This is a genomic window from Mucilaginibacter sp. PAMB04274, assembly GCF_039634385.2.
Taxonomy (GTDB): domain Bacteria; phylum Bacteroidota; class Bacteroidia; order Sphingobacteriales; family Sphingobacteriaceae; genus Mucilaginibacter.
Map to the genome: position 1 here is coordinate 839,792 of NZ_CP155081.2, position 20,926 is coordinate 860,717.

17 protein-coding genes are annotated in these 20,926 nt (G+C 43.7%); 15 read left to right on the forward strand and 2 right to left on the reverse strand.

Annotation, left to right across the window (positions count from 1 at the left end; translation table 11 throughout):
- Window positions 1-18 precede the first annotated feature (18 nt).
- A complete protein-coding gene (gene glyA / locus ABDD95_RS03540; RefSeq protein WP_345950522.1) occupies window positions 19-1,290 on the forward strand; it encodes a serine hydroxymethyltransferase in 1,272 nt (423 codons plus the stop codon).
- 25 nt (window positions 1,291-1,315) lie between these two features.
- Window positions 1,316-4,444 (forward strand): PAS domain-containing protein, encoded by a 3,129-nt coding sequence (locus ABDD95_RS03545; protein ID WP_345950523.1) that lies wholly within the window; start codon window positions 1,316-1,318, stop codon window positions 4,442-4,444.
- Between the two features lie 302 nt (window positions 4,445-4,746).
- Here ABDD95_RS03545 and ABDD95_RS03550 read toward each other — a convergent pair whose 3' ends face one another.
- Entirely contained in the window at window positions 4,747-5,445 is a 699-nt protein-coding gene (locus ABDD95_RS03550; RefSeq protein ID WP_345950524.1) for a phosphoribosyltransferase family protein, read from the reverse strand.
- Between the two features lie 82 nt (window positions 5,446-5,527).
- Window positions 5,528-6,622: a 23S rRNA (adenine(2503)-C(2))-methyltransferase RlmN gene (gene rlmN, locus ABDD95_RS03555; RefSeq protein WP_345950525.1), complete on the reverse strand. Its 1,095-nt coding sequence runs from the start codon at window positions 6,620-6,622 to the stop codon at window positions 5,528-5,530.
- 162 nt (window positions 6,623-6,784) lie between these two features.
- Between rlmN and ABDD95_RS03560 the strand changes: the two genes are divergently transcribed.
- From ABDD95_RS03560 to ruvA, 13 genes are all read left to right on the forward strand, one after another.
- Window positions 6,785-7,948 carry an amidohydrolase family protein gene (locus ABDD95_RS03560; protein ID WP_345950526.1) on the forward strand — a complete coding sequence of 388 codons (1,164 nt, stop codon included), beginning with the start codon at window positions 6,785-6,787 and terminating at the stop codon, window positions 7,946-7,948.
- 56 nt (window positions 7,949-8,004) lie between these two features.
- Window positions 8,005-8,277, forward strand: a complete 273-nt coding sequence (locus ABDD95_RS03565; RefSeq protein ID WP_345952091.1) for an acylphosphatase — start codon at window positions 8,005-8,007, stop codon at window positions 8,275-8,277.
- Window positions 8,278-8,378: 101 nt separating this feature from the next.
- Window positions 8,379-9,860: a polysaccharide biosynthesis C-terminal domain-containing protein gene (locus tag ABDD95_RS03570; RefSeq protein WP_345950527.1), complete on the forward strand. Its 1,482-nt coding sequence runs from the start codon at window positions 8,379-8,381 to the stop codon at window positions 9,858-9,860.
- A gap of 2 nt (window positions 9,861-9,862) precedes the next feature.
- Window positions 9,863-10,297 (forward strand): dUTP diphosphatase, encoded by a 435-nt coding sequence (gene dut / locus ABDD95_RS03575; protein WP_345950528.1) that lies wholly within the window; start codon window positions 9,863-9,865, stop codon window positions 10,295-10,297.
- 8 nt (window positions 10,298-10,305) lie between these two features.
- A complete protein-coding gene (locus ABDD95_RS03580; protein ID WP_345950529.1) occupies window positions 10,306-12,027 on the forward strand; it encodes a tetratricopeptide repeat protein in 1,722 nt (573 codons plus the stop codon).
- Window positions 12,005-12,799: a DUF4292 domain-containing protein gene (locus ABDD95_RS03585; protein WP_345950530.1), complete on the forward strand. Its 795-nt coding sequence runs from the start codon at window positions 12,005-12,007 to the stop codon at window positions 12,797-12,799. Before ABDD95_RS03580 ends, ABDD95_RS03585 begins: the two co-directional genes overlap by 23 nt.
- A 19-nt stretch (window positions 12,800-12,818) precedes the next feature.
- Window positions 12,819-14,135 carry a peptidoglycan DD-metalloendopeptidase family protein gene (locus tag ABDD95_RS03590; protein ID WP_345950531.1) on the forward strand — a complete coding sequence of 439 codons (1,317 nt, stop codon included), beginning with the start codon at window positions 12,819-12,821 and terminating at the stop codon, window positions 14,133-14,135.
- Window positions 14,136-14,190: 55 nt separating this feature from the next.
- Window positions 14,191-14,517 (forward strand): twin-arginine translocase TatA/TatE family subunit, encoded by a 327-nt coding sequence (gene tatA, locus ABDD95_RS03595; protein WP_345950532.1) that lies wholly within the window; start codon window positions 14,191-14,193, stop codon window positions 14,515-14,517.
- Between the two features lie 18 nt (window positions 14,518-14,535).
- Complete coding sequence (gene tatA / locus ABDD95_RS03600; protein WP_345950533.1) at window positions 14,536-14,706, forward strand: twin-arginine translocase TatA/TatE family subunit; 171 nt, start codon at window positions 14,536-14,538, stop codon at window positions 14,704-14,706.
- Between the two features lie 92 nt (window positions 14,707-14,798).
- Complete coding sequence (gene gatA / locus ABDD95_RS03605; RefSeq protein WP_345950534.1) at window positions 14,799-16,238, forward strand: Asp-tRNA(Asn)/Glu-tRNA(Gln) amidotransferase subunit GatA; 1,440 nt, start codon at window positions 14,799-14,801, stop codon at window positions 16,236-16,238.
- Between the two features lie 55 nt (window positions 16,239-16,293).
- Entirely contained in the window at window positions 16,294-17,610 is a 1,317-nt protein-coding gene (locus ABDD95_RS03610; protein WP_345950535.1) for a transglycosylase SLT domain-containing protein, read from the forward strand.
- Between the two features lie 287 nt (window positions 17,611-17,897).
- Window positions 17,898-20,192 (forward strand): NADP-dependent malic enzyme, encoded by a 2,295-nt coding sequence (locus ABDD95_RS03615; protein ID WP_345950536.1) that lies wholly within the window; start codon window positions 17,898-17,900, stop codon window positions 20,190-20,192.
- Window positions 20,193-20,323: 131 nt separating this feature from the next.
- Entirely contained in the window at window positions 20,324-20,908 is a 585-nt protein-coding gene (gene ruvA, locus ABDD95_RS03620) for a Holliday junction branch migration protein RuvA (protein WP_345950537.1), read from the forward strand.
- Window positions 20,909-20,926 lie beyond the last annotated feature (18 nt).

The following is a 20,926-nucleotide window of genomic DNA, read 5'->3' on the forward strand; positions in this document are numbered from 1 at the left end:
AGGCGCCTTGTAAAGACCATGAAAAAAGACAAACTGATATTTGAATTACTGGATGCTGAGCAACAACGCCAGGAAGAAGGCTTAGAGCTTATTGCGTCAGAAAACTTTGTAAGCAAGCAGGTAATGGAAGCTGCCGGCTCGGTAGCAACTAACAAATATGCCGAAGGCTTACCCGGTAAGCGTTACTATGGCGGTTGCCAGATTGTGGATGAAATTGAAACCATTGCCATTGAGCGTGCCAAGCAACTGTTTAATGCCGAGTGGGTAAATGTGCAGCCGCACTCGGGCGCGCAAGCCAATGCCGCTGTTATGCTGGCCGTATTACAGCCCGGCGATAAGATATTAGGGTTCGACCTGTCGCACGGCGGTCACTTAACCCATGGTTCGCCTGTAAACTTCTCGGGTAAATTGTACCAGCCGTTCTTTTATGGTGTAGTTAAAGAAACAGGTTTGATTGATTATGAGCAACTACGTGCAACCGCATTGCAGGAGAAACCTAAACTGATCATCTGCGGCGCTTCGGCTTACTCGCGCGATTGGGATTATGCCTTTATACGCCAGGTGGCCGATGAGGTAGGTGCTTTAGTACTGGCCGATATTTCTCACCCGGCAGGTTTAATTGCGCGTGGTTTATTAACCGATCCGCTTCCGCATTGTCATATTGTAACTACAACTACCCACAAAACCTTGCGCGGCCCACGTGGCGGTATGATTATGATGGGTAAGGATTTTGATAATCCATGGGGCCTGAAAACGCCTAAAGGCGAGATCAAAAAAATGTCGGCTTTGTTGGATGGCGCTGTTTTCCCCGGCACACAGGGTGGCCCGCTGGAGCATATTATCGCTGCTAAAGCTGTGGCTTTTCAGGAAGCGCTTAGCGACAGCTATATGAAGTATGTGCTGCAGGTAAAACTTAATGCACAGGCCATTTCTAAAAAACTGATCGAACTGGGTTACGAAATTGTATCGGGCGGTACGGATAACCATTTGATATTAATTGATCTTCGTAACAAAAATATTTCGGGCAAAGCTGCTGAAAATGCCTTAGTGCAGGCAGATATAACCGTAAATAAAAACATGGTTCCGTTTGATGATAAATCGCCTTTTGTAACTTCAGGTATACGTATAGGTACCGCAGCGGTAACTACCCGCGGCATGAAAGAAAAACAAATGGAGCAGATAGCCGAATTAATTGATGATGTAATTAAAGATCCGGAAAGCGAACAATCTTTAAAGAAAGTACGTAAAAGTGTACATGCGTTAACTGAAAAGTTTCCCTTGTATAGTTAAGCACGTATAATCATTAAAGTAATACATGGTAATTGACCGGTCGTCTGTTCCTGCCAATGAAGATGAACGTTTAAAAGCGCTTCATTCTTACGATATTCTGGATTCGTTTCCGGAAGAGGAGTATGATGCGCTCACCCGTTTGGCTTCATACATTTGCCAGGCGCCTTTAGCCTTTATTACCTTTATTGATGGAAATAGGCAGTGGTTTAAATCAAAAATAGGTTTGCCGGTTGATGAAATACCGCGGGCCGACGCCTTTTGCCGTTATACCATTATGGATGATGTGCTGGTAGAGGTTAACGACGCCAGCAAGCATGAAATTTTTGCAGAAAGTGACTTCGTGAAAGGCGGCATGGGCATACGTTTTTATGCAAGTGCACCATTGGTTGATCCCGACGGTTACCGTTTGGGATCACTTTGTGTTTTTGATAATCAGCCGAAAACATTAAGCCCAGAGCAACGCGACGCCCTGCAAACCCTGGCCGGCGAGGTCATCTCACACCTTTCGCTTCGCAGGCAAAAAAAGGAGCTGGAACAAAACCTGGAGCGGCATAAAGATTTTTTTACGCTGTTTAACAGTTCATCTGAAATACATTACATCGCTGATGAAACTTCGAAGATTGAACTGATTAACAATGCTGTTGAAAATGTGCTGGGTTACAAACCCGAGCAACTGATAGGCCGCTCATTATGGGAGTTTGTAGTTGATCATGACCGTAATCAGTTTGCACAGTTAATTGAGTCGGGTTTGCGTACTAAAAAAGCATTCGAGCTTGAAACCTGTGTACTTGCTAAAAGTCAGGAAGAAAAGTGCATAAGCTGGACAGCCATAAACCGCGACGGTAAATGGTATGCTAGTGGACGCGATATAACAGCCCAGAAAAAGACCCAGGCCCAAATTGAACAGCTTTCGCTGGTTGCCAGTAAGGTGAGCAACGGCGTCGCTATTACCAACGCCGATAACAAGGTGATATGGACCAACGAAGCTTTTGAAAGCATTACCGGATATAACCTGGCCGATTTGATGAATAAGCAGATGGGCGAAGTGTTTAAAGGTGATTATACCGATCATGCTATCAGTACCCGGTTAAACGAACTGCTGCAGTCTAAAAAAGCTTTCGAAATCGAGATTAAAATTCAGCATAAGGATGGCCACTTTATGTGGGTATCGGTAACAAATTCGCCTATATTGAATAGCGAAGGCAAGGTTGAAAAGTACATTAAAATCCTTCTTGATATCTCTGCACGTAAAACGGCCGAGCAGGACCTCGAAGTTTTATCATTTGCATCAGCCAAATCGCCAAGCGGTGTTCTCATCCGCGACCGCGAAGGCCGGGTGATTTGGATGAATGAGGCGCTGGAAGAGGCTTTAGGTTACACCCTGCAAGAGATGAAAGGCAGGATGTTTGGCAATATGCTGGTTGGTGAACATACCGACCTTAATGTGTTCGAAAAAGCCAAAGAAGCTTATGCCCACAACACACCTTACGAAATAGAGATCCTAATCTACAAAAAAGATGGTACCCCACACTGGGTATTCTTGTCTAACAGTCCTTTCTTTAACGAGAGCGGACAATTAGAAAGACAGGTTACTGTATGTGTGGATATCAACGACCGTAAGAAAAACGAAGAAGAATTAACGCTACTCTCATTAGTGGCCAGTAACACGGTGAGCGGCATAGTAATTAATGATAGCGAAGGCAACGTAGAATGGGTAAATGATGCCTTCGAGAAAATTACAGGGTACGACCTGGACGTTGTAAAAGGCACCCATCTAGGCGATGTATTGAAGGGAGAACTTACTGACTGTAGTATCATTGAGAAATCACGGGAGCTTTCAAAAAACAAGCAGTCGTTTGAAGTGGATTTGCTGGTGTACCGAAAGGACGGGCAGCCATTGTGGATATCTGTAATTAATTCGGTTATTTTAGATGAAACGGGTAAGGTTAAAAAGTTTATTGAAGTAATTATTGATATAACATCCAAGAAAAAAGCCGAGCTGGAGCTGATTGCGGCCAAAGAAGAAGCACTGCAGCTAAGCAAGGCTAAGGATATGTTTATATCGGTAATGAGCCATGAGATACGTACGCCGTTGAACGCCGTGATAGGTATGTCGCACCTATTGTCAGAAGATAACCCGACAGAGTCACAAAAAGAGAATTTACATATTCTGAAATTCTCGGCAGAGAACTTGATGACGTTGATTAACGATGTGCTCGACTTTGCCAAAATTGAAACCGGCAATATAGAGCTCGAAAAAACGCCGGTAGATTTACGTGAGCTGGTGCATAGCGTGGTAAGCTCTATGCAGTATAAGCTTAATGCTACAGAAATTTATTTTAAAGAAAGCGTAGACAGCGAGGTGCCGCAACGCATACTTGCCGATCGTACCCGTTTGGTTCAAATACTGCTTAACCTGGCAAGTAATGCGGTTAAGTTTACCGAAAAAGGCGGTGTCACTATCGACTTGAAAGTGTTAGAGCAAACCTCGCAGGAGGTACGCATACGTTTCGCCGTAACTGATACCGGCATAGGCATTCCTGCTAACAAAACTAATACTATATTTGAGTCATTTAAACAGGCTTCTACCGATACTACCCGTAAGTATGGTGGTACAGGTTTAGGGCTGGCTATAACAAAAAGCTTGATCGAACTGCACGATTCGCGTATTAACGTCGACAGCGTGCTGGGGCAGGGTTCAACTTTTTGGTTTACTATTACCTTCAAAAAAGTGGAAAATTACACCATGGCAAATGATAATGCAGCCGAGATTGGCTTAAAAATAAATGTACTGGTGGCCGATGATAATCAAATTAACCGTCTGTTAATTAATAAGGTGCTCAAAAAGTGGGGTATACAAGCCGATTTTGCCGAAAATGGCTTAGAAGCTGTGCAAAAAACAGTTGCCAACCGCAATTATGATGTTATTTTGATGGATATTCATATGCCCGAAATGGGCGGCCTGGAAGCTACACAGGCTTTGCGCGGTAAGGACGATGAGTACTTTAAAAATGTGCCTATTATAGCTTTAACAGCGTCTATGTTAAGCAATCAGCTAAATCAGATTGAAGAGGTGGGTATGAATGATTTTATTCTGAAGCCGTTCGATCCGAAAAATTTGTACGATAAGCTGAGCCGCTACCAGCAGCAGTAAAAGAATCTTGAAAGCATGTAAGCCGGTTTTGCCGGCTTTTTTTGTGGTTATATGATAACAAAAAACAGGAGCCGCTTTTTACAACGAACTCCTGCCATTAATTATGATCAAACGCTCCATGTACTTGTACGGAGTTGTTTCTCAGAAAGTTTCAAAAATATTTCAGATTTCTGATGTTGGATTTTTGATTGCTTATTCCTCGCCAAAAAAGCGCTCTTAAGGTGTGTGATGTGATAAAAAACATCTGTTTAATTCCTATATTCAGGTTAGATAATCTGAAATAGACCATCTATAATTCAAACTTACACCGCGTAGGCAATGGTGGCAATACTTAAGGTGAGCCCCTGCACTTTTAATAATTCTTGCGCGCAGGCTTCCAGCGTGGAGCCGGTGGTTACAATATCATCAACCAGTAAAATATGTTTGCCGGCAAGCTGTTCTGGTTTCAATACAGCAAAAACCTGTTTCATATTTTCGTGCCTTTCAAAACGCGATTTACGCGTTTGGGTAGAAGTTTTAACCAGTCGCACCAAATTGTTTTCCAATGCAGGCGCTGAAAGCTTATCGGCTAATCCTTGTGCAAAGCGGGCGCTTTGATTGTAACCACGTTCGCGCAAGCGGTTCTTATGTAACGGCACGGGGATAATATAATCAACTGTGCCGAGTGATGGATTGACAATTAATTGTTCGCCTGCTATATTGCCCAGCTTATTGCCAATGGCGGGCATGTCTTTATACTTAAACTGGTGTATTAAGTGCTGTACTTTGCCTCCTTTTTCAAAATAAAGCAGGGCGTAGGCAAATTGTACATTAACCTTGCCCCAAAATTGTTGCGCTACAATATTGCCCGGTTGGCTGGCAAAGTTGGTATAAGGCAAATCATAAAGGCAGTGTGTGCAAAGAAGATCTTCGGTACCCAGCAAACTGGCCCGACAGGCCTGGCACAACCTCGGGAAAAGCAGGTTTAAAAAATTACCGAGATAGGTGTTGCGCAGATTCACTTTTGTTTAAGCTTCAGTAACCAAGAATAAAGATGCAGTACTAAAAAAGCAAACTATCAGTGCACAATAGGTGATTGCAGCTTTAAACAACCAGCGTTTTTTCTGCCGATTGTTCACTCTTTACTTTATCGCCATCTTTTACCGCTAACTGACCGCATGCGGCGTCAATGTCCTTACCGCGGCTACGGCGCACGTTGGTAATAATGCCTTGTTTACGCAAATAAGCGGCAAAGGCATCAATTTTGTCTTCACCAGCATTTACAAAGTCGGCAAATGAGATTGGATTGTATTCAATGATATTTACCTTGCAGGGGAGGTGCTTGCAAAAACGGGCCAGTTCCATGGCGTCCTGCAATTCATCATTAAAGTTGTTAAATACAATATACTCGTAAGTAACCGAGTTTTTAGTTTTGTTGTAGTAATATTTTAAAGCCTCGGCCAACGCTTTTAGTGAGTTTTGCTCATTAATGGGCATAATTTGGTTGCGCTTTTCGTCATTAGCAGCGTGTAAGGATAATGCCAGGTTAAACTTCACCTGATCGTCACCAAGCTTTTTAATCATCTTGGCAATACCAGCGGTTGATACCGTAATGCGTTTAGCAGCCATATTGAGTCCATCTTCGGCGGTAATGCGTTCAATAGATTTTAGTACGTTGGCATAATTAAGTAAAGGCTCACCCATGCCCATGTAAACAATATTGGTAAGCGGTATGCCGTAATTTTGCTGTGCCTGCTGGCTTAATAAAACAACCTGATCATAAATTTCATCCGGGTTAAGGTTGCGCTTACGGTCCATATAGCCGGTAGCACAAAACTTACAAGTGAGGCTGCAACCAACTTGTGATGACACACAGGCCGTCATTCTGTCTGTAGTTGGAATCAACACACCCTCAATTAAGTGTGTATCATACAACTTAAAGGAATTTTTTATAGTTTTATCCGCGCTAAACTGTGAGTTGTTAATAATCACATTATTAATAGTAAATTGCGCCTCCAGTTTCTGGCGTAGTTCTTTTGAAATATTACTCATGTCCTCAAATGAAAAACATGATTTTTTCCAAAGCCACTCATACACCTGCTTAGCACGAAAGGCCTTTTCGCCCATGCTTATAAAGTGTTGTTGCAGAGCTTCTAAACTTAGGCTGCGGATATCAATCTTACTATTGTTTGCGTTCACAATACAAAGATAAATAAAATAGTTGGGCGGCTTTTAAAGCTTCGTTTTAGAATTGTAAAATTAAAAAACAACAACTAAAAGTTAATTGTAGTACACAGTTATGTTGCTACATTTAAATAATGTTCTGGATAGGTGGGGAGTTTGAAAGATAAATTTCATTAAATGAAAAGTTTTAGAGCCGATTACGTTTTTTCAATAATAGCCGATCCGATAAAAAATGGAATTGTAACCGTTGACGATGAAGGTAAGATCATTTCAGTAAGTACTTTCGCACAACCCGGAGTTGAGGTTGAGCAGTTGAACGGTATACTTTGCCCTGGGTTTGTGAATACCCACTGCCATGTGGAACTATCTCACTTACAGGGCCAAACTCAAAAAGGTACAGGCCTTGTAGAGTTTATTAAGGACGTGCAAAAGCTGCGCGTTGCTGATGACGATGCTATAGCGAAAGCAGCAGCAGCGGCCGATCAGCAGATGTTTGACAATGGCATTGTAGCTGTTGGTGATATCTCCAACAGTGCCAACAGTTTAGCTGCTAAACAGGGCAGTAAATTATATTACCATACGTTTATTGAGATGTTTAGCTTTTTGCCCGAACGGGCAGAAATTGCCTTTCAAAATGCGCTCGAGCTGCAAAAGCAGTTCAAGCCAATGGCTACATCCATTACTCCCCATGCACCTTACTCGGTATCTAAAGAACTTTTTAGGCTAATTAAGGCCTATAGCGATAATTACGATAATCTTCTGAGCATGCATAACCAGGAGTGCGAGGATGAGAATAAATTTTACCGTTACAAAAACGGAAAGTTTATTGACCTTTATGAGTCATTTGGAATGGATATCAGCTATTTCAAACCTCAGGCCCGTAATTCCCTTCAATCAATAGTGCCCCTGCTGAGCAGCCGAAGCGAGATTTTAATGGTACATAACACCTGTACCAACTTAAAAGATATTTATTTTGTAAAACGGTTTGACCGTAAAATAAACTGGTGCTTTTGCCCCAATGCTAACTTGTACATTGAAGGCCGCCTCCCTAAAGTTGAACTGTTTTTAGACGAAGGTTTTAATCTTACCTTAGGTACCGATAGCCTGGCATCCAACGATAAACTGTGTATTTTAAGCGAGATGCGCACTCTGCAAGGCGCTTTTCCATCACTAACTATTGCTAAATTGCTGGAGTGGGGCACTATAAATGGGGCCCGCTTTTTAGGAATCGATGATGAGTATGGTACATTAGAGCCCGGTAAAACACCAGGGTTGAACTTATTAACCGGGTTAGATGGGTTGAAAATTACACCCGAAACGCAGGTAAAACGTTTACTTTAATCACTTCCCATTGTGTCATAAGCCGTATTATTGCAGTTAATTTATAAGGCTGTATGATAAAGCATTTAAATATAACCGTGCAAGGCAAAGTACAGGGCGTTTTTTTTCGTGCCTCAACCAAGGCCGTGGCTGATCAGTTAGGCGTACGTGGTATTGCCCGTAACGAAGCCAATGGCGATGTATACATCGAAGCAGAGGCCGAGCCCGCTATGCTCGAAATGTTTTTAGAATGGTGCAATGAAGGACCCGAACGGGCACGCGTAACATCGGTAAACAGTGAGGAAGGCGAAATCAAAAACTATCGTAACTTTGAAGTAGTTAAAAGATGAAAATAAGGTCTTAGTTTGTAATTCACAGTTTACGACGGTTTAAGGACTTTCGCATACTATGAGTTGTCAACCATCATCTACGGACGCTAAATTCAAACAATTTGTCTACTGCTAAAAAATTTGCCGGTCAAACTGCTGTATATGGGTTAACAACCGTTGCAGGCCGAACGTTAAATTTCTTCCTCACCTCGTTATACACCCGGGCGTACCCACCGCGCGTGTATGGTATTTTCGGAAACATGTTCAGCTGGGCATCTATGCTCAATGCCTTGCTGTCTTTTGGTATGGAAACCACCTACTTTAGGTACCTTAATAAAAGAGCCGACGATAAGCAGCAGGTTTACAACAACTCCTTTGCTGCCATATTCATTATCACCTTGCTTTTTTTGTTTACTACGCTGCCTTTTGTGAGCGCTATAACCAATTGGATCAGGGTAGATTCCCAAACATCAGTTGCTGATTATGATAATTACACCCGCTTTTTTATTGCCATTCTGGTTATTGACGCCTGGTGTGTTATCCCTTTTGCCAAGCTACGTGCAGATGGGCGGCCGGGGCGATACGGCTTGTTAAAGCTGGTGAACATATTTACATTTATTGGGCTTAACCTTATTTTTATACTGGTGCTGCCTTATGTAGTAAACCACCAATTACCAGGGGCGGTATGGATTCAGTCTTGGTTTAGGCCGGGTTGGCTGGGGTATGTATTCCTATCTAATGTAGTAGCCAGTTTGCTCACCTTTGTAATGCTGTTGCCTGAACTGCTAAAACTGAAACCTAATTTTGATGCGCCCATGTTTAAAGACATGCTGCGCTATAGCTGGCCGGTGCTCATTGCCAACTTCTCCTTTATTATTAATGAAAATCTCGATAAGATATTGATAGGGAAGCTTTTGCCGGAGAATATCAGCAGTACACAATTGGGTATTTATAATGCCTGTGCCAAAATCGCCATCTTTTTAAACTTGTTTGTACAGGCGTTCAGGCTGGGCGCAGAACCATTCTTTTTCAGCCAGGCAAAAAAAGAGAATGCTGCAAATACATATGCGCAAATCATGAATTACTTTGTGATTGCCGTGTCGGTAATTTTTGTGGGTTTAATGGCTAATATAGAATTGCTTAAGTATTTTATAGGCAAATCATACTGGTCGGGTCTTAATGTAGTGCCATTGCTGCTTTTCGGGTATGTAAGTTTAGGTATATACATGAATTTGTCCATTTGGTATAAGCTGTCAGACCAAACCAAGTATGGCTTATATATATCTGGTGTAGGCGCTTTAGTTACTGTTGTACTCAACGTTGTTTTTATCCCGGCGTACAGTTACATGGCGTCTGCCTGGGCCTCTTTAATTGCTTACACGGTTATGATGGTGCTGTCCTACTTATGGGGGCAAAAAAACTATCCCATACCATACAACGTCAAAAAAAACTTAACCTATATTATAAGTTCAATCATAATCGTATTTTTATCATTCAGTGTTTTTCATCGCAGTTTAGTGGTAGGTAATGCCCTGCTTGTGTTATTTGCAGGGGCTGCCTTTATGGCTGAGCGGAAAAGAATACTGGCCATACTAAAAAGATAGTAATGACCATCAAAATCATCAATAACTCTAAAAATGACCTGCCGGCTTATGAAACCTTGCATGCTGCCGGTATGGATCTGCGCGCCGATATAGAAGACACTGTGGTTCTAAAACCCATGGAACGTAAACTAATTCCAACCGGCCTGCACATTGAACTGCCAGAAAGTTTTGAAGCACAAATACGCCCACGTAGTGGTTTAGCGTTTAAGCATGGTATTGGCATTGTAAATTCTCCGGGTACGGTTGATGCCGATTACCGCGGCGAGATAAAAGTGTTGCTCATTAATTTTTCGGATAATGATTTTGAGATCAACACCGGCGACCGTATTGCACAAATGGTAGTAGCCAAGCATGAAAAAGTGGAGTGGCAACAAGTTGAAGTGTTGAGTGAAACATCGCGCGGTGCTGGCGGTTATGGGCATACAGGCGTAGTATAAATAAGTATATGAAAATCGGGTACTTTGGTATAGGCTTATTACTCATTCCGGCTATGGCGGTTGCACAAACCAATGGCACAAACTTGAGTTCCCGTAAGCCGGTAACATCCGTTGACAGCATGGCTGTGCAGCAAATTTATTATGAGGCCCTGCGCAAAAAAACGATAGAAGATCTTAAAGGCGCTGCCGAGCTTTTTGCACGTGTGTTGCAGGTTGATGCCAATAATGATGCAGCTATGTACCAGTTGTCGGGCTTGCGCAGTATGGAAAACAAGCATGCTGATGTACAGCAACTACTTGAAAAAGCCGTAACCCTGAAACCCAATAATGAATGGTATTGGGTAGCCCTGGCCGATAGTTACGAGAAAACCAGCAGCATGCCCAAGCTGGAGCATGTTTTTGACGAGTTACTGCGTCTTAACCCCGATAAAACCGATTATTACTATGACAAAGCCAATGCCCTTTTCCTGGAAAAGCGGTATGACGAGGCCCTGGCCGTATATGCCAAGCTGGAGCAGCTAACCGGTTTAACCGATGACCTAGTAATTAACCGGCAAAAGGTATATCTGAAACAAAATAACGTAGAAAAAGCCGCGGCGGAGTTGGAGCAACTGATTGCCTCAAATCCCGACCAGGTGAGGTATTACCTGCTGCTGGGCGAAATTTATAATTCTAACCACCTTACTGATAAGGCCGTTAAAGTATTGCAACGCGGCGAAAAGGTATTGCCTAACAACGGCATGCTGCACCTGGCCCTGGCCGATGCTTACCGCAACAAAAAAGAAATTGAGGCCAGTTACAAACAACTGCAATTGGCTTTTGAAGCGCCGGGTCTGGATATAGACCAAAAGATACGCATTATACTCGGTTATACGCCCAAGTTTCCGGATGCTAACGCTAAAGCCAGTGCATTGGAGCTAAGTCGTATTGCCACCAACGTTCATCCTAATGATGCCAAAGCGCAGGCCATTTATGGCGATATGCTGGCGCAAAACAATAAGCTGAAGGAAGCTAAAGCCGCTTATAAAAAATCGGTAGAACTGAACTCGGAGATCTATATGGTGCATGAGCAGCTAGTACGACTGGAGCTCGGCGAAAATGCGATAGATGAAGCCATTAAAGATGGAGACAATGCCTTGTCGTTATTTCCTAATCAGGCGTGGATGAACTACCTGGTAGCTATAGCGTACTTGCAAAAAAAGCAACCGGCCAAGGCATTAGGTTATTTAAAATATACCATAGCGCTTGAACTGGATGATAAAGACCTTTCGGCGCAAAGTTATGCCGCATTGGGCGATTGTTATCACGAACTGAAGGATAATACAAAATCTGACGCTGCTTACGATAAAGCATTAACTTATAATCCGGATAACGCCTATGCATTAAACAACTACGCCTATTATCTGTCTATACGTGGTGAGCAGCTCGAAAAGGCTGCCCAAATGTCGAAACATAGTATTGATCTGCAACCTAATACAGCATCGTTTGAAGATACGTATGCCTGGATTTTGTTTAGGCAAAAAAAGTATGCAGACGCACGCCAATGGATAGAAAAAGCGTTAACGCATAGTAAAGACGGTAATGCCGTACAAACCGAGCATTACGGCGATATTATGTTTTACCTGGGCAATACCGAAGCTGCGGTACAAAACTGGAAAAAAGCAAAGGAGTATGGCGGGCAATCGTCAGTTTTAGATCGTAAGATAAATGAGAAGAAATATGTTGAATAAGCTGCTGTTGACATTATGCCTGGCAGCACTGTTTGGATGCAAGGCAAAGAAGCAACTGGTAGTTCGTAAAGCCGATTCAACCGTAACCGCGAAAGCTGTAAACCCTATGCTGGCACGTTTAGAGGCTATTCGTTCTAAGCAAACTGTTTTTAATACGTTTTCGGGCAGGGCCAAAACTAAGCTTACTATTGACGGTAAAAGCAATGATGTTACCCTGAATATCCGTATACAACACGGTAAAAAGATATGGGTTTCTATAACAGCTCTGTTAGGTATAGAAGTTGCCCGTGCGCAAATCACGCCTGATAGTATAGTGGTTGTAAACCGCCTGCAGCGCGTATATCTGAAAAAGCCTTTCAGCTACATAAACAACTACGCCAGTCGGCAGGTAAATTACCAAACAGTTGAATCGTTGCTGGTTGGCAATGCAATAAACGAATTGCTAAGCGAGAACGGAAAAATTGAAAGTGCACCGGGCGGTGGTATAACTATAACCGGTAATTTAAATGAGATTGCTTACCGGTTGCTGGTAGGGATTGACTCGAAGGTTACGCAAACCAGTTTTGCCAATGCACCTGCACGCCAATCGCTGCAGGTAACCAATAGCCAGTTTATCCAGGCCGATAATAAGATCATTCCATCGCAGATTAACATTCTGTCTAACGTGCGTGATAAAAGCATTGAAGCCTCGCTGCAGTACAACCGCACCGAGTTTAACCAGCCTTTAGAATACCCGTTCAGCATACCGGATGGATTTGAACCTGCCAATTAAAATAGGTACTTTTGGATTAATGAAATTTATAAAGCTTGTACTGTTTGTAATTCTTGCCTTCTGCATTTTTGATGCGCACGCCCAAAGCAGTGCCGAACTGAAACGCCGCCGGGCCGAGTTAAATAATGAGTTGGAAGATTTGAACCGCGAGTATCGCGCTACCTTAAGCAATAAAAAATCGACCATCAAGCAACTTAACATCCTAAAAGCACAAATAGGCCTTCGCGAAGAAAAGATCAGGAATGTTAACTCGGAGATCAGGTTGCTTAACAACGAGATTAGCGAGAACAGCAATACCGTTCAAACCCTGCAACAACAGCTAAATCAGCTAAAGAAGGAATATGCAGCCATGATTGTGTTTGCTTATCATAACCAGAGCGCCTACAACAAGTTAATGTTCGTTTTTGCATCCAAGGATTTTAATCAGGCTTATAAGCGTCTCAAATACCTGCAACAATTTGGTACTTACCGCGAGCGTCAGGCTCAATCTATACAAGGCACCCAAAAGGATCTTCACGTCAAAATAAACGAGCTGGACCGTACCAAGAACCAAAAAAGCAGTTTGCTGCAAGAACAGGAAAAAGAGAAGGAAACCTTAGGTAAGGAGCGCAATAACCAGGTAGCCGTAGTAGCCGATCTTTCTAAACAGGAGGGGCAGCTTAAAAAACAACAAAGAGCTGTACTGGCGCAACGCCGCAAGGTAGATCAGCAAATTTCGGCCGCCATACGCCGTGAGATTGCTGAGGCTCGCCGCCGAGCTGAAGAGGAAGCGCGCGCCGAGGCTGCCCGTCGTGCCGCTTTAGCTGCCGATAAAGCCCGGGCCGACAATAAATCGGCTGCTGAAATTGCCGTTGCCGCTAAGCCTAAACCTATTACCCGTAAAACCGACTCAGAAGTACTGTCGGCTACGCCAGCTGCCGCCAAACTCTCAAACGACTTTTTAGGTAACCGAGGCCGTTTGCCGTGGCCGGTAGGTGTAGGGCAAATTATTCAGGGCTTTGGTATTTACACCACGCCAGAAGGCATTAGGAATGACAACCGCGGTGTTGATATCCGTACGTCGGGCGGTGCGCCTGTACGTGTGGTGTTTGAAGGTACCGTAGCTGCCGTAAACGATATTAGCGGTACGTACCTGGTGGTTATACAGCATGGTTCTTATTTTACGGGCTACGCTAACTTAAAGTCGGTTAGTGTAAGTGCGGGTCAAAAGGTAAGTACACGCCAAACTATCGGTGCAGCTGCAACTGATGCTGCTACCGGCGAAACCACAGTTCACTTTGAGTTGTATAATGGCAGTACGCCGGTTAATCCAAAATCTTGGTTGGCATCACAATAAGTGAAACATTGTACAGTTATAATTGTATATATTTGTACCTTTAAATAAATTACTCATGTTCAGTTCGGTTTTTTTGTTTTTGAACATTGGCACACCGGAGCTAATATTAATTCTGTTTGTAGCCTTATTGCTTTTTGGTGGTAACAAGCTTCCTGAACTGGCACGGGGTTTAGGCAAAGGTATACGCGACTTTAAAGATGCGTCGGAAGGGGTGAAACGGGAGATACATAATCAAATAAATAGCTTTGATGAAAAACCGTCTGAGCCTGTAGTGCGTACTTCTGTTATTGAGGCCGAGACCGAGACACAAAACACGGTTCCTGCTGCCAATACCGAAACGGTTACAGTTGAGCCGGAACACTCTATCAAAAAAGAATTTTAAATATAAAAATTATCAATCATGGGATTAGGCGCACCAGAAATCATTCTGATTATCGTTGCAATTTTAATTTTATTCGGAGGACGCAAAATTCCTGAGCTAATGAAAGGATTAGGCCAGGGCGTTAAAGAATTTAAAGATGCATCGAACACAAAGGAAACGCAAGAAGACAAAACTAAAGTGCAATCCTAATCGGATAAACGATACTTTATTCTTCATAAATTAAGCTTATCGGTAGATAATTATTTATTATCAACTGATAAGTTTTTTTATTTTAGCGGCCTATGGCTAAAATTTACACCACTTTAACGGATATACAGCAGGATTTGCAGTGCGGACAAACAACCGTTAAAGAACTGGTAAACCAATACCTGGCTAACATTAAGCAATACGCACACTTAAATGCCTATAACGAGGTATTTGCGGATGAAGCTTTACAAAAAGCCGAAGAGTTGGATAGCCGCTTAAAAAGCGGTGCACCTACTGGCAGGCTTGCCGGTATGGTTGTTGCTATAAAAGACAATATTTGCTACAAAGGGCACACCGTTACCGCCTCTTCTAAAATATTAGAAAACTTTACTTCTATATACTCTTCAACCGTTGTTGAGCGGTTGTTGGCCGAAGATGCCATTATTATTGGTCGTTGCAATTGCGACGAGTTTGCCATGGGCGGCGCCAACGAGAACTCTTATTTTGGCCCCGTAAAGAACATGGCCGATGAAACACGCGTACCGGGTGGCTCATCGGGCGGTTCGGCGGTGGCTGTACAAGCGGGTATGTGCCATGCGGCCATTGGTACCGATACGGGAGGTTCCATCCGCCAGCCTGCATCATTTTGCGGTGTGGTTGGGTTAAAACCCACCTATGGCCGCGTATCAAGGCATGGTATTATAGCCTACGCATCTTCTTTCGATCAGCCCGGGCCTATAACCCAAAGTGTTGAAGACGCTGCGCTGTTATTGGAAGTAATGGCCGGGCCCGACGCTTATGACGGCACTGCATCGCAACAAGCTGTGCCCAGCTACACCAAAACCTTACAGGCATCAACCGACAAAAAGAAAGTAGCTTATTTACAGGAAGTGCTGGACAGCGAAGGTCTGGATGCTGAAGTAAAGGCAGCATTATTAAAAGCAATAGACGATCTGAAAGCCGATGGCCACACAGTTGAGCCAGTATCGTTCGAGTACCTGGATTATGTGGTGCCAACCTATTATATACTAACCATGGCCGAGGCCTCATCAAACCTGGCACGGTATGACGGGGTGCATTATGGATACCGCAGTCCTGATGCGGTCGATCTCGTTACCACTTATAAACGTTCGCGTTCGGAGGGGTTCGGGACCGAGGTTAAACGCCGTATTATGCTGGGCACATTTGTACTGAGTGCCGGTTACTACGATGCCTATTATGCCAAAGCGCAAAAAGTACGCAGGCTTATAAAGAACCGTACTAACGAAATTTTACTGGAATACGATTTTATATTGACGCCCACTGCGCCTGAGCCTGCTTTTAAGATAGGTCGGCAAGATATTGATCCGATAGTTACTTATTTAGAAGACATATTTACCGTACAGGCATCACTGGCCGGGGTTCCTGCAATTTCGTTACCGGTTCAAAACAATAGCAAGGGTTTGCCGTTAGGCTTACAATTCATCACCAAAGCTTTTAACGAAACCGAATTGTTAAATTTTGCAACTTATTTTGGGGGTTTGCGTAAAAGTTAATAATTTAGTAAAATGCGGAAATTAACCCAATAGCCGTATTTATAGTACCCTGATAATGAGAAAACTATTTACGATTGTTTTTTGTCTTACAGCCTTACAGTCCTATAAAGCGTTGGCGCAGCCCGCCTACCAGGACACTTCATACGAGCAAGGATTAGGCCAAAGTTTTTTACAGAGCTATAAACGTACAACACCCGTACCCGCTCAAGTAGCAGCACAGTTACAACAAAACGCTTACGAAAATTCAGCCTTTAAAATTCGTCTGGATTCTATACAAAAAGACGTTCAACTGGACTATAATGAGTACGTACAAGCCTTTATTAATAACTACACCTCACCCAATCGCCGCGGCGAAATGGGGCGGGTAATGGGCTTGAGCAAATATTACTTTCCTATTTACGAAAAGGCTTTTCGCGATGCCGGTATCCCCGACGAGATCAAATACCTTTCGATTGTGGAGTCGCAATTAAACCCTAATGCAGTTTCGCGTGTTGGCGCTACAGGCCCATGGCAGTTCATGTACTCCACAGCTAAAATGTACGGGCTCAACATGAACAACTATGTAGATGAGCGCCGCGATCCTATACAAGCCAGCTATGCAGCTGCAGCTTACTTAAAAGATGCCTACCAGGAATTTGGCGATTGGCTGCTGGCTATCGCATCGTACAACTGTGGTAAAAACAGTGTAGAACGCGCCATGCAACAAGCCAACGCGGTTGATTTTTGGTCTATACGCCAATACCTTCCGGCCGAAACCCGTGGCTACGTGCCCGCCTTCATTGCCACCATGTATGTAATGAAATATTACAACCAGCACGGCATTATGCCGCAGGCCTGCAACATGACCATGAATACCGATACCGTTATGGTAAACAAGTTTGTATCGATCAACAACGTAGCCCGTATATTAAACCTGGACGCTAATGAGTTAGCCAAGTTAAACCCGGCTTATACACAACGCATTGTAAACGGTACTACCAAAGCACCGCGCCGTATGGTTATACCGCAATTAGGTAAAGAGAAATATAGTTTGCTTTATAGCGCGCTTAATGGCGAGTCTTTAAGCGTAAGTGCCCAGCCGGTATACGCTTCATTGCCTGATGATGCACCTGCAGAAGCTGTGGCTGTAAATAAAAGCGCCGCTGCATTGCATACGGTAAAAAGAGGCGAAACGCTAAGTGGCATTGCCGATAAATACGGTATTGATTTAGAAGATTTAAGAATTTGGAATAATATACGCGGCAATAAAGCGCTGCCGGGCCAAAGGCTAAAAGTTTCTGCGCCAGGTTTGGCGGCTGGTAAATCGGTTAAAACAGGCAAAGAACTGGCCACCTTGGGCAACGCCATAGGTGCTGCGGGTATGGCCAACTAAATATTCAATAACCTACTATGAACCTGGAGCCTTGGATAGCAAAACTATCCAAGGCTTTTTTGTTATTATAGTTTTAAATTGGATGTAGGCTACCGGGTTTGCATCAGCGCATGCACTTTGCGCTATACCGGAGATGCCTTGCCATTAAGAAATTTTTACCACTTCACTGCTTATCCTGCTAAAACATCGCTCCTAGCATGTAATCTATGCCAAATTGGTTAATATTAACCTAATCTTCATTTGGTTAAAAAAGGAATTGTAATTTTGCCCACCTGAATACGAGAAGAATGAATAATACGAAACGTAAACAAGATGCGCTGAATTACCACTCTAAAGGCCGTCCCGGCAAGATACAGGTAATCCCAACTAAGCCCACCAATTCCCAACGCGATTTAACAATGGCCTACTCGCCCGGCGTTGCCGAGCCCTGCCGCGAAATTGCACAAAACGTTGATGATGTGTACAAATACACCGCCAAGGGTAACTTGGTTGCTGTAATCAGTAACGGTACGGCGGTGTTGGGCCTGGGCGATATTGGTCCCGAAGCCAGTAAACCCGTAATGGAAGGTAAAGGCCTTTTGTTTAAAATATATGCCGATATTGATGTGTTTGACCTGGAGCTGAACACCAAAAATGTAGATGAGTTTGTAAACATTGTAAAGGCTTTGGAGCCAACTTTTGGTGGTGTAAACCTCGAAGACATATCGGCCCCAACCTGCTTTGAGATTGAGCGGCGGCTTAAAGCGGAGATGAAGATCCCGGTGATGCACGACGATCAGCATGGCACGGCCATTATATCGGGTGCTGCTTTAATGAATGCTTGCGAAATTCAGGGCAAAAAGCTGGAAGATATTAAATTGGTGATTAACGGTGCTGGCGCAGCAGCCGTATCGTGTACCAAAATATATCTATCACTGGGTGTGAAAAAAGAGAACCTGGTAATGTTCGATATTGGCGGTTTAATTACACCGAACCGCACCGATTTGGACGAAATCCGTTTAGAGTTTGCCTCTAACCGTACTGATATAACCACCCTGGCCGATGCGATGAACGGTGCTGATGTGTTTATTGGCCTTTCGGCAGGTAACCTGGTTAATGCGGATATGCTGCGCAGCATGGCGCCAAATCCTATCGTGTTTGCCATGGCTAACCCCGAACCCGAGGTAGCTTATGACATTGCTGTAGCTGCTCGTCAGGACATTATAATGGCCACCGGCCGTAGCGATTATCCAAACCAGGTAAATAACGTACTGGGTTTCCCATACATTTTCCGCGGTGCGCTGGATGTGCGTGCCACAGCTATTAACGAAGAAATGAAACTGGCTGCGGTTAAAGCCATTGCCGAGCTTACCAAAAAGCCGGTTCCGGAAGCGGTTAACCTGGCTTATAATACCACCAACTTGCGCTTTGGCCGCGATTACATTATTCCTAAACCAATGGATCAGCGCCTCATAACTGAGGTGTCATCTGCCGTTGCTAAAGCTGCTGTTGAATCGGGCGTGGCGCGTTTGCCTATAACCGATTGGGATGCTTACGCCGAGCAACTACGTGCCCGTATTGGTGCAGATGATAAACTGATGCGTAATCTATCGGGCAAAGCCAAGCAGGATCCTAAGCGCGTGGTGTTTGCCGAGGCCGATAATTATAAGATTTTACGCGCTGCCCAAATTGTGAAAGACGAAGGCATTGCCATTCCTATACTGTTGGGTAATACCGAAAAAATTAAGCAAATCATTGAAGAGCATAAGCTTGATTTAGGCGATGTGCAGATCATCAATACACTGCTGCCCTGCAAAAAGCAGGAGGAGTATGCCGAGCACCTGTACCAAAAGCGCCAGCGCAGGGGTATAACTTTGTATGAGGCCCGCAAAATGATGCGCGACCGTAACTATTATGGTGCTAGCATGGTGCAGTTTGGCGATGCCGACGCGCTTATCTCCGGCTTAACCAAAAATTATGTAACCACAGTGAAACCGGCCTTGCAAATCATCGGTACCGAAACCGGCGTAAACAAGGTAGCCGGTATGTACATGATGATTACCAAGAAGGGGCCGTTGTTTTTTGCTGATACCACAGTAAATGTAAACCCAACAACACAAGATTTGGTTGATATCACTGTGCTGGTAGAGCGTTCGGTGAAGCAGTTTAACATCAATCCTCGTATCGCCATGCTATCTTACTCAAACTTTGGCTCAAACGATGGCGAGGTGCCCGATAAAACCCGTGAAGCAGTGAAAGTATTGCATAAGCAATATCCTGACATGGTAATTGATGGCGAAATGCAGGCTAACTTTGCTATGAACCCCGCTTTGCTGAGCGATAACTTTCCGTTCTCGACCTTAAATGGTAAGGCCGCAAACACGCTTATTTTCCCTAACCTCGAATCGGGCAACATTGCTTATAAACTGTTGCAGGAAGTAGGCGGTGCCGAGGCGGTCGGTCCAATCTTACTGGGTATGAAAAAGCCGGTTCATGTACTCCAGTTAGGCAGTTCTGTACGCGAGATTGTGAATATGATTACCATTGCAGTGGTTGATGCACAGCAAAAAGCCCATGCCGAAGGCTTGCTGCTCAACCTGTAAATTTTAGTCATCTTAATTTTAAAGTCATTTGCCTCTGTTCATTTAAACAGAGGCAAATCTTTTTTTAGAGCGTACCGTATAAGCGTTTGTTTTAGTATTTTTAACAAAAAATACATCATATCGAATAAAACATGTACGCATATATTGATGGGAAGCTGGTATTCAAAAGCCCGGCTTATGTGGTGATTGATGCAGGCGGTATAGGCTATCAAATCAACATCTCTTTAAACACATTCTCTAAACTTGCTGATGCCGAGCGCTGTCGCCTGTACGTGTGGCTGCACGTAAAGGAAGATGCACACACCCTTTATGGCTTTGCCGATGAAGGTGAAAAACGTCTGTTTTTACACCTGATATCTGTTTCGGGCATTGGCCCTAATACCGGTCGCATGATGCTATCATCGATAACGCCCGAAGAGATCCAGACTGCCATTGTAAAAGGTAATGTTACTCAAATACAGCGTATAAAGGGTATCGGCCCAAAATCGGCTCAGCGTGTTATCCTCGAGCTGCAGGATAAATTGCGTAAGGAAGGGCCTGATAGCCTGATATCCATGCCATCAAATAATACGGTTAAAGACGAAGCGCTATCGGCTTTGGTAATGTTGGGCTTTGCCCGCGCTGCTGCCGAAAAGGTTATAGACCAGGAGATAGGTAAGAGCACAGATACTTTAACAGTAGAACAACTGATTAAATCGGCTTTAAAAAGTTTATAGTTTTAAATCTTTAATTCT